The sequence below is a fragment of the Streptomyces cucumeris genome, assembly GCF_024295805.1.
GTDB classification, from domain to species: Bacteria; Actinomycetota; Actinomycetes; order Streptomycetales; family Streptomycetaceae; genus Streptomyces; species Streptomyces cucumeris.
The window spans coordinates 59,979-69,838 of sequence record NZ_JANCLX010000042.1 but is presented as its reverse complement, the minus strand read 5'-3'; the positions used below and the strand labels follow the sequence as shown (position 1 = coordinate 69,838).

General features: G+C 69.4%; 9 protein-coding genes and 1 pseudogene. All 10 read left to right on the top strand.

All coding sequences use genetic code 11. The annotated features are described in order from the left end of the window. The first annotated feature begins 305 nt into the window (after positions 1 to 305). The 10 genes and pseudogenes from NMK44_RS37125 (at position 306) to NMK44_RS37080 (ending at position 9,842) form a co-directional block, all read left to right on the top strand. On the top strand, positions 306 to 917 hold the full coding sequence (locus tag NMK44_RS37125; RefSeq protein ID WP_254751721.1) for a class I SAM-dependent methyltransferase: 612 nt from the start codon (positions 306 to 308) through the stop codon (positions 915 to 917). A 24-nt stretch (positions 918 to 941) separates the two neighbouring features. Beyond that, complete coding sequence (locus NMK44_RS37120; RefSeq protein WP_254751709.1) at positions 942 to 1,847, top strand: N-acetylmuramoyl-L-alanine amidase; 906 nt, start codon at positions 942 to 944, stop codon at positions 1,845 to 1,847. 162 nt (positions 1,848 to 2,009) lie between these two features. Continuing rightward, entirely contained in the window at positions 2,010 to 2,846 is an 837-nt protein-coding gene (locus tag NMK44_RS37115; RefSeq protein ID WP_254751707.1) for a DUF5336 domain-containing protein, read from the top strand. A 131-nt stretch (positions 2,847 to 2,977) separates the two neighbouring features. Beyond that, entirely contained in the window at positions 2,978 to 3,988 is a 1,011-nt protein-coding gene (locus NMK44_RS37110; RefSeq protein ID WP_254751719.1) for an LLM class F420-dependent oxidoreductase, read from the top strand. A gap of 16 nt (positions 3,989 to 4,004) precedes the next feature. Continuing rightward, positions 4,005 to 4,103, top strand: a pseudogene (locus tag NMK44_RS37105) (IS481 family transposase); the annotation flags it as partial. Positions 4,104 to 4,341: 238 nt separating this feature from the next. Then, positions 4,342 to 4,539 carry a tautomerase family protein gene (locus tag NMK44_RS37100; protein ID WP_254751705.1) on the top strand — a complete coding sequence of 66 codons (198 nt, stop codon included), beginning with the start codon at positions 4,342 to 4,344 and terminating at the stop codon, positions 4,537 to 4,539. A 140-nt stretch (positions 4,540 to 4,679) separates the two neighbouring features. Continuing rightward, on the top strand, positions 4,680 to 6,107 hold the full coding sequence (locus NMK44_RS37095; protein ID WP_254751703.1) for an FAD-binding protein: 1,428 nt from the start codon (positions 4,680 to 4,682) through the stop codon (positions 6,105 to 6,107). Positions 6,108 to 6,172: 65 nt separating this feature from the next. Further along, positions 6,173 to 7,441, top strand: a complete 1,269-nt coding sequence (locus NMK44_RS37090) for a multidrug effflux MFS transporter (protein WP_254751701.1) — start codon at positions 6,173 to 6,175, stop codon at positions 7,439 to 7,441. Positions 7,442 to 7,663: 222 nt separating this feature from the next. Then, the gene (locus tag NMK44_RS37085; RefSeq protein ID WP_254751699.1) at positions 7,664 to 8,602 is read left to right on the top strand and encodes a LysR family transcriptional regulator; all 939 of its coding nucleotides are present in this window, start codon (positions 7,664 to 7,666) and stop codon (positions 8,600 to 8,602) included. Between the two features lie 307 nt (positions 8,603 to 8,909). Beyond that, on the top strand, positions 8,910 to 9,842 hold the full coding sequence (locus NMK44_RS37080) for a hydroxymethylglutaryl-CoA lyase-like TIM-barrel protein (RefSeq protein ID WP_254751697.1): 933 nt from the start codon (positions 8,910 to 8,912) through the stop codon (positions 9,840 to 9,842). Positions 9,843 to 9,860: the final 18 nt, after the last annotated feature.

Genomic DNA, 9,860 nt, shown 5'->3' with positions numbered 1-9,860 from the left:
TCGATCACCTGCCGGTGATCACGCCATCGCCCGCCCCGCTTCGGCGTCCGATCCGGCAACAACGGCTCAATCCGTGCCCATTGCACGTCAGTCAACGACACACCCGGTCCAACGACCCGATGATCCGCAAGAAACGGCCTAGGTCCGTCGGACTAGTACGGCCGGGCGTCCATCCCGGTGGTCACTGCGCCCCCTCCTGCCCGGCCGCCGGAGCCGTACGGGAAGATGTCCCGGTGACGACACAGCCCGCCACCACGGCCCCCGACCGCACCGTCCTCGCCGCGTTCGAGGCGGCCAAGGGCTTCATGCCCGTCGACGAGGGGCTGGCCCTGTACGCCGCGGCCCACGAGGTGGCCACCGCGCTGCGGCTGCCGCTGGTCGAGGTCGGCACCTACTGCGGGCGCTCCACCATCCTGCTGGCCGACGCCGCCCGCGCGGCGGACACCGTCGCGATCACCGTGGACCACCACCGCGGCTCCGAGGAGCAGCAGCCCGGCTGGGAGTATCACGACCCGGAGGTCGTCGACCCCGAGGTCGGGCGGATGGACACCCTGCCCACCTTCCGGCGCACCCTGCACGCGGCCGGTCTCGAGGACCACGTGATCGCGGTCGTCGGCCGCTCGCCGCGGGTGGCGGCGGTCTGGGGACGGCCGGTGGGGCTGGTCTTCATCGACGGCGGCCACACCGACGAGCACGCCACCGCGGACTACGAGGGCTGGGCCCCGCACGTCGCGCCCGGGGGCCTCCTCGTGGTGCACGACGTCTTCCCGGACCCGGCCGACGGCGGCCGGGCCCCGTACCGGATCTACCGCCGCGCACTGGAGTCCGGCGCCTTCACGGAGGTCTCCGCGACCCGCTCGCTGCGGGTGCTGCGCCGTACCGGCGGACCGCTGGAGGGTGACGGCACCGGGGTGTGATCCGGCCCGGCTACCATCGCCTCCGTGTCCTACGGCAGCTTTCCCCCCTCGTCCGGCCGTCGCGGCGGCACCCTCGCCGTGGTCCTGGCCGCCCTGATCCCCGCATGCTTCGCGGGCTGGCTGCTGTGGAGCTCGTTCGGCGGCCAGGACCCGGGGCAGGACGACGGGAACCCGGGCGGTTCGGGACTGCCCACCGCGTCGTCCACCTCGTCCCCGTCGCCCCCGCCCGCCGGACCCCCCTCCGACGCTCCGGCGAAATCGCTCAAGGGCAAGGTCGTGGTGATCGACCCGGGCCATAATCCGAACAACCGCGATCACTCCGCGCAGATCGCCCGCCGGGTGGACATCGGCACCGACAAGAAGGAGTGCGACACCACCGGGACGGCGACCAACTCCGGTTACTCCGAGGCGTCGTTCACCCTCGATGTGGCGCGCCGCGCCCGCACGCTGCTCGAAGCCCGCGGCGCCACGGTGAAGTTCACCCAGGACGGCAAGCGGGAGTTCGGGCCGTGCGTCGACGAGCGCGCCGAGATCGGCAACAAGGCCCACGCGGACGCCGTCGTCTCCGTCCACGCCGACGGCGCGGGCTCCGGTGAGCGCGGCTTCCACATCATCCTGCCGAAGTCGGTGCGCGGCGGCGGCGCCGACACCTCGGCCATCACCAAGCCCTCCCGCCGTCTCGGGGAGCGGCTGCTCGACGCGTTCGCCGAGGAGACCGGCAGCGAACCGGCCGACTACATCGGGGACGGCAGCGGGCTGAACGTCCGGGGAGACCTCGGCGGTCTCAACCTCTCCACCGTTCCCAAGGTGTTCATCGAATGCGGCAATATGCGGGACGCGAAGGACGCCGCGCACCTCACCGACGCACACTGGCGGGAGCGGGCGGCGCGCGGTGTCGCACGGGGCATTACGGACTTCTTGAACGGGTAGCTTCCCCGCAACCGAACGGGAGGTCACGACCGGGAAACCGATGGGACACCCCGGCTCTGCGCGTAAAGATTCACCCGTACGATGGGGCCCACCCCCGACGCCTTCAGCGCCAAGCGCCTGGCGGCAGCGCTAGTACCCACGAAACCGACAAAGGACCTCACGTTGAACATCCGCTCGCTCACTCGAGGCGACGGCGTGGTGATCGGAGCAGCGGTGTTGCTGTTCATCGCCTCCTTCCTCGACTTTTACACCACAGACTGTGGTGACTACTGCGACAGGATCGACCTGCCCAACGGGTGGGATGGCGACATCTTCCCCGTGCTGCCGTCGATCTACCTCGCCGGCGTCATCGCCGCAGCGCTCATCGTGGCCGCGCGTTTCCAGCCTGCGGGGCGTAATCTGTTCGGGCTCACGCTGGACCAGTGGGGCACCGCGCTGGCGGTCTTCGCGGCCTGGAGCTCGCTGTGGACGATCCTCGGTGGCCCTGATGGCTCCGACAAGGGCGTCGGCCAGATCCTGGGCCTCGTCGCCACCCTGGCGATGGCGGCCGGTGCGCTGCTCACCCAGCGCGTCCCCGCGCTGAAGGCCCCGCTGATGGCCAGCGGCCCGGCGGCTCCGTCCCCGTACGGCCACCAGCAGCAGCCGCAGCCCGGCTACGGCTACCCGGGCCCGGGTGCCCAGGCCGGCGCCCCGGCGCCGTTCGGCGGCCAGCCCGGCCAGCCCCAGCCCGGCGCCCCGGGTCCGTTCGGCGGCGGCCAGCCCGGTCCGGCGGCCCAGGCCCCGGCTCCGGCCGCGGGCGGCGACTTCACCCCGTTCTGGTTCGCCGTGCCGGTGGCCCGTCCGCTGTACGCCGAGGACGGTTCGTCGAACACCATCGCCGAACTGGCCCCCGGTACCTGGTACCTGGCGGTCGAGCAGCGCGGTCAGGCCCTGGTCGCCCAGACCCAGGACGGCCGTCGCGGCGTCCTCCAGGACACCACGGGGATCCAGCGCGGCTGATCTCCGCCCCATGTGCACCCGGCCCCTCGCCCCTCACCGGGCGGGGGGCCGTTGCCATTCCCGTTACCGGCCCGTACAGTCCGGCGCACCGGCTGACGTACCGTCACTCATACGTGGGGAAAGGGGTCATGATGCGGCTCGGCCTGGCGCTCGGCTACTGGGGGCGCGGTCCCGACCCCCGCCATCTGGAACTGGCCCGGGAGGCCGAGCGGTTGGGGTACCACTCGGTGTGGACCGCCGAGTCCTGGGGCTCGGACGCCTTCACCCCGCTGACCTGGATCGCGGCGCACACCAGCCGGATCCGGCTGGGTACGGCGGTGGCGCAGATGGCCGCCCGCACCCCGACCGCCACCGCGATGCAGGCGCTCACCCTGGACCACCTCTCCGGCGGGCGGATGATGCTCGGACTCGGGCTGTCCGGACCGCAGGTCGTGGAGGGCTGGTACGGACGGCCGTTCCCGCGCAGTCCGCTGACCGCCACCCGTGAGTATGTCGACGTCATCCGCCAGGTGCTGCGCCGCGAGGCCCCGGTGCGGCTGGAGGGGCGGCACCATCCGCTGCCGTACGACGGTCCCGAGGCGACCGGGCTCGGCCGACCGCTCAAGCCGATCGTCCATCCGCTCCGCGCCGACCTGCCCGTCTTGCTCGGTGCGGAGGGGCCGAAGAACATCGCGCAGACCGTACGGATCGCCGACGGCTGGCTGCCGCTGTACTGGTCGCCGCTGCGCGCCGGGCTGTACGCGGAGGCGCTCGCCGAGGCGCGCGAGGATTTCACGGTGGCGGCGATGGCGCAGGTGCGGGTCTGCGCGGACGTGGCCGAGGGGCTGAAACCGGTGAAGGCGATGCTCGGTTTCTACATCGGCGGGATGGGCCACGCGGCCCGTAACTTCCACGCCGATCTGATGGCGCGGCTCGGTTACGGGGACGAGGCGCGGCGCGTCCAGGAGCTGTTCCTCGCGGGGCGCCGCGCCGAGGCGATCGACGCGGTGCCGGATGCGTTCGCCGATGAGATCTCGCTGGTCGGGCCCCGGGAACGGATCGCGGAGCGGTTGGAGATGTGGCGTTCGGGACCGGTGACGGATCTGCTGGCGCTCTCCCCGGACGAGGAGACCCTGCGGGTGCTGGCCGAGCTCAACGGCTAGGCCCGGCCGATGCAAACTCACCGCCCCGCACCGCACCAGCCCCGAGGTCGAAGCCCGGGTCTGCGATCTGCGTCAGACCCGCAAACCCGGTCCCGCTCGCATCGGGCCGATCTTATTGAGACGCCTGATGGCCACCGTTTGAGGGAGCAGCTCAACGTCTGAGCGGTTGTCCCTGAGCGCGGTGGGGAGACCGGCCTGCTCACCCCGGATGCATCACGATTCGTGATCGGTGCCGGATCGGATTGCGTCTTGGAGGGCACCCGGCCCGGTGGTGGAATCGGTGCACGGCGGTTCCCAGGTCCAGTGGCCAGCGGCCGCGGATCAGTCCACCCCCCGATGTCCCGGAGAACGCCATGCCTCTCATCCAGGTGCACCAGACCCCCGGCAAGACCGCCGAGCAGAAGGCCGAGCTGGTCCGTGAACTGACCGACGCATACGTGAAGGCCACCGGCAGCAAGCCGGAGAGCGTGTGGGTGACCGTGCAGGAGATCGCCACCGACAGCTGGTCGATCGGTGGCGACACGCTCGCCGCCCGCGCCGCCAAGCGCTGATCCGCCCGGAGGGCCGGGGGTCGGGCGGTCTCGGCCCCTCGGCGCCGTTTCCGGGCGGATCGTCGGTGACGGTCCCGACACGTCGCTCACCCGGTCCCCGGTCGCCCAGGTCCCATCGGAACAGGAGATGACGAGTTGCCGTGAGCGAAGCGCTTGACACCGCCGAAGCGTTCTCCGTAGCCACAGCCGATGCCGCCGGTCCCTTGGATCTGCTGGTCGTGGGATGCGGTGCGGGCGGGCTTGCGACCGCAGTCAGTTTCGCCGAGAACGCTCCGAGCAGCCGGGTCCTGATCCTGGAGCGCTCCAGCCGCTACAGCCGCGGCGGGAACACCACCTGGACCGGATTGTTCTTCCGGCTCACCGCGGACGGCAAGCCGGCCGATGCCGCCGGGGACATCGGTGGCCGGAGCCACGAGTCGAGCGAAGGCCCGTCCGACGCCGACCACGTCTCCGCGCTGAGCGAGAACGCGGAGCCCACCGTGCGCTGGCTCGCCGAGCGGCACGGTGTGGATTTCGAGATCCGGCCGACCCACTTCGTCACCGTGTGCGGGCCCCGGCTGATGCCCGTGGGTGGCGGTGCCGGTCTCGTGGACCAGCTCGCCAAGTCACTGGAGAGGCTGGGGGGAACGATCGCCTACGGGGTGCGGGCCACTTCGCTGAGCACCGACGTCACCGGCGCGGTCAATGGCGTGCATGTCCAGGAGGGCGGCAGGCTGTGGCACATCGCCGCTCGGCGGGTCGTCCTGGCGTGCGGCGGATTCCAGGGGAATCCGGAGCTGCTGGAGTGCCATGTCGGTCACACCGGTCGCCAGTTGCAGCCCATCGCAAACGGCGGCAGCAACAACAGGGGCGAGGGCATCGAGATGGCGGTGGCGGTGGGAGCGGCCCGCAGCGGGCGCTACGACCGCTTCCACGGGGAACCCGTCGACCCGCGCAGCCACCAGGCCGAGGCACTCGTCATGGCCTACCCGTACGGGATCCTCGTCAACGCGGACGGGCACCGCTTCCTGGACGAGGGTGCGGACATCCCCGACAACACTTTCGAGGAAGTTGCCTACCGGATCTGGCGGGAGGCCCGGCAGTCCGCGTATCTGATCTGCGACGCCAAGCTGTCGCAGATCGAGGGACATGAACGCTGCCTGCTGACGGACAAAGACCCGATCACCGCGCCGTCCATCGACGAGCTGGCCCGCGAGCTGGACATCCCGCCCGATGAGCTGAGCTGGACCGTGGCCCGGTTCAACGACGCCTGCCGACCCGCTCCCTACGATCCGACGCGGCTGGACGGCAAGCACACCGTGGGCCTGGTGCCACAGAAGTCCAACTGGGCCGTGGAGCTGGACACCGGGCCGTACGTGGCCTGGCCCGTGCACTGCGCCATCACGTTCACTTTCGGCGGGCTGCGCACCGATGCCCGTTCGCGCGTGCTGACCGAGCGGGGAGAGCCCATCAACGGCCTGTACGCCATTGGGGAGACCGCCGGGTTCTCCCACAGCCAGTGTCCGGGGGCCACTTCGGTGCTGCGGGCGCTGACCTTCGGCCGGATGGCCGGGGCGGACATCGCCTAGACGCCGGTCGCCACCAGATGAGTCCACCGCCGACCCGCATTTGATCAAGGAAGTTGCCAGTTGTCATGAAGACCGCTCCAACGCGCACGCCCTACGCGCTGTTGCTCGCTGTTCTGTGCTCGCTGAACGCCGGTGGCCTGTTCGCCTCCGACATCAATCTGCCGGGCGTGCCGGCCACCGCGCACGCCTTCGGCGCCCCGGTCGCGTCCGTGCAGTGGACGTTCAGCGCCTTCATGATCGGCATCGCGGTCTCGCAGGCGGTCTACGGGCCGATCTCGGACGCGTACGGGCGCAAGCGCGTCATTGTCTTCGGGCTCGGCTTGTTCGTCGCGGCCTCCCTGGTGTGCGCGGTGGCGCCCACAGTCGAGGTGTTCGGCGCCGGCCGGCTCCTGCAGGCACTGGGCGCAGGCTCGGGCATGGTGCTCGGCCGGGCCGTGATCAGCGACCTGTACGAGGAGAAGGACGCGGCCCGGATGTTCGCCACGGTCATGCCGATCGTAGGCGTCTCCCCGTCCATCGCCCCGCTGCTCGGCGGATATCTGACCTCGTACATCTCCTGGCGCGCACCGTTCGTGGTGACCGCGCTGCTCGGCCTGACGACGCTGGTCGTGATGGTCACCTCGATCCCCGAGAGTCTGCCGCCCGAGCGGCGCAGCAAGCACCTGGGCGCCACGCTCAAGGGCTACCCCAAGCTCCTGACCCGCCCGCTGTTCTGGGCATACACCATCAACCTCGCGGTGGCGTACGGCGGCTACTTCGGCTACCTGGCGGCCTCCCCCCTGGTCTTCGAGGAGATGGGCCTGTCCACCGAGACCACCAGCTACTGCTACATCACCGTCTCGATAGCGTACGTGGCGGGCAACCTCACCTCGCGCAGCCTGGTCCGCAAGCGGCCCGTCGACCAACTGCTGTGGATGGGCCACGGATTCTTCCTCATCGGCGCGCTGATGATGCTGGCTCTGGGGATGAGCGGGGCCGGTGCGCCCTGGGGCCTGCTGGTGCTGGTCTTCATGCCGGTCATGACCTTCGGTAACGGTTTCCTGCTGCCGCTGTCGATGGGCGCAGGGGTGACGACCTTCCGCTCGACCGCCGGCTCAGCCTCCGGTCTCATGGGCGCGATCCAACTGCTGGCCGCCTCACTGGGGATCTTCCTGTCCAGCCGGCTGCCCGCGGGCGACCTCTTGGCCCTGGGCTGGTTCGTACTGGCCGCTGCGACGGTGGGAATTCTGGCCTTCGCACTCTTCCTGTCGCTGGCGCGACGGCAGGAGAGGACCGGGGAGACGGTTTCGCTGCCCACAAGCACCGTGTCCGCGGCCGCGGGCGGGGAGGACTAAATCCCCAGCGACGGGGAGCCTGTCGATCTGCAGAAAGCCACCGCCGAGTGAAACTGCAATTAGAGAAATCTTGCAGAGGTACGCAAAATTCCTCAATGGTGAGAGCGACCACACTGGTGGTGGTGTCGACCATCGGTATGCGAGAATTCCCCTCGAGGTGACCCCCGGACGCCGGAAGACCATGTCCGATGAACAGGGTCGCTCTCGGCATAGGGGGGTCCTGTGGAACTGCGCCAGATCCAATACTTTGTCACGGTCGCCGACGAGCTGCATTTCGGCAGAGCGGCTGAGCGGCTGCACATAGGCCAGCCCGCGGTCAGCCAGCAGGTGCGCCGACTGGAGCGGGAACTGCGCATCCAGCTCTTCGACCGGTCCAGTCGCAACGTCACCCTCACGCCGGCCGGTGAGGCCCTGCTGCCCGAGGCCCGCGAATTACTCAAGGCGCGGGAAGCCTTCGCCGCCAAGGCCCAGCATCTGGCTGTGGAGAGTGAAGCCACCCTCCGCGTCGGCATCAGCTCCGCTCTGGGGCAGCGGCTGGATGACTTCCTGGACGCGCTGACCGACCGCGGCGCCGGCACACGGTTCGAGTTCCAGACCCTCGACGCCCACGCCCGCCTTGAGGAAGTCCGCGCCGGGCGACTGGACGCTGCCTTCGTTCGCGGCATCGACACCGCCCCTGGCCTGCGGCTCCTGACTCTCTGGTACGACCCGCTGGTGGTCGCGCTGCCGACTTCGCACCCGCTGGCCGAACGCGGCAGCCTGGACTTGGCCGACCTTGCCGCACTGCCACTGCGCGTGGCCTCCCGCAATGAGAACCCCGTGCTCTTCGACACGGTCCTCTCCGCCTGCCGGAAGGCGGGGTTCGAACCTGCCCTCGGCCCGCCCTCCACCCGGCTCCAGGACACCCTCGCCGAGATCGGTGCGGGGTCGGGCGGCTGGACTCCGGTGTATCCGACGGCGGCCGGCACGATCTCCTCTCGCCGGATCGCACTGCTTCCGCTCCATGGGGAGCCCATCACCATCCGCATGTTTCTCGCTCTGCGAGAAAGCGCGGACCCCGAGCGCCTTGAATTGCTTACGGCGACGAGTGCGCAAGTTCGCCGGAAGGTTGCGAAGGAGGGGTGGCGTATCCCACCTTCCAAGATAGATCGGCGGCACTGAAATCGCGCCCGCGCTTGGGGCGTTCTTTACTCTGGCATTGAAATCCTTTGATGAATGCCTGCTAGGTTACGTCCAAGAGTTCCGGTTCAGCACGTCAAGCCGCCTTCGGTGTGGACGGACGCAAAAAGTCGAACCGTGAGGTCCCCCAACGGGGCGATGTGGGAATTTATTCTAATAATCCCACCAGGAATAACCGTGCGTTAATTCATCGAACTCGTCGCATTGCGACGGCTGTGCGCACCGACTATCACTTCGCCAACTGCATGTACGCGTCACACTGCATGCAGGCGTCATACCTGGAGAGTCAATGATCGTTAATCTTGATGTGACGCTGCGCGACGGGGGCTATCGCAACAACTTCGAATTCCCTCTTGCGTACGCGCTGCACCACGCCCAGGAGAGCGTCGCGGCCGGCATGGACTGGGTCGAGATCGGCTACCGCAACGGCTCGTTCAAGCCCAAGCCCGGCATCGGCCGGACCGGCGTGGGCGCTGACGACTACATACGCGCGGTCGCCGAGGTCGTCTCCCCTGATCGTCTCTGCATGATACTGCACCCGAAGAACATTACGGACGACGACCTTCCGCTCATGTACCAGGCCGGTATCCGCCTCGTACGGTTCTGCCTGCCCTCCGGTATGCCTGAGCCTGGGCTCGCCCTGCTGTCCAAGGCCGCGGACCTGGGCTTCACCACCACCGTCAACATCACCCGGGTCAGCCAGTTAGACCGGCGAAGACTGGTCGAACTCGCTGCGATGTCCGGCGACGCCGGCGCCGATGTGGTCTATCTGGCCGACTCCAACGGCAGCATGCTGCCGAGCCAGGTGTCCCAACTCGTCACCCTCGTCCGCTCGGTGACCGACGCGGCCATCGGCCTGCACGCCCACAACAACCTGGGGCTGGCCCTGGCCAATGGGATCGCCGCCGTGGAAGCGGGCGCCACCTGGATCGACTCCTCCGTCCTGGGCATGGGCAAGGGCCCGGGCAACCTGGTCACCGAGCAGTGGCTGGCCTACCTCGGCCGGCTCGCCGCCGGCGGCACGTATGACCTCGGCCGGATCCTCGACCTCGCCCACCACATGGAGGCGGAGTTCGAGGAAGCCACTCCCTCCCTGCCGCTGCCCGACCTGGTCCTGGGCCACTTCGACCTGTCCGTCGAGGAACGCGCCAAGCTCCCCGTGGACCGGATCGGCGACGCCTTCTCGGCGGCCCGCGAACTGACCGCGGTGGGCGCGCGGTGACCTCGCGTCCTCTGCATC

Bases quoted from the DNA above. Each gene is read 5' to 3' on its own strand.
- NMK44_RS37125 (WP_254751721.1), top strand. From the start codon at position 306: ATGCCCGTCGACGAGGGGCTGGCCCTGTACGCCGCGGCCCACGAGGTG.
- NMK44_RS37090 (WP_254751701.1), top strand. From the start codon at position 6,173: ATGAAGACCGCTCCAACGCGCACGCCCTACGCGCTGTTGCTCGCTGTT.
- NMK44_RS37110 (WP_254751719.1), top strand. From the start codon at position 2,978: ATGCGGCTCGGCCTGGCGCTCGGCTACTGGGGGCGCGGTCCCGACCCC.
- NMK44_RS37100 (WP_254751705.1), top strand. From the start codon at position 4,342: ATGCCTCTCATCCAGGTGCACCAGACCCCCGGCAAGACCGCCGAGCAG.
- NMK44_RS37080 (WP_254751697.1), top strand. From the start codon at position 8,910: ATGATCGTTAATCTTGATGTGACGCTGCGCGACGGGGGCTATCGCAAC.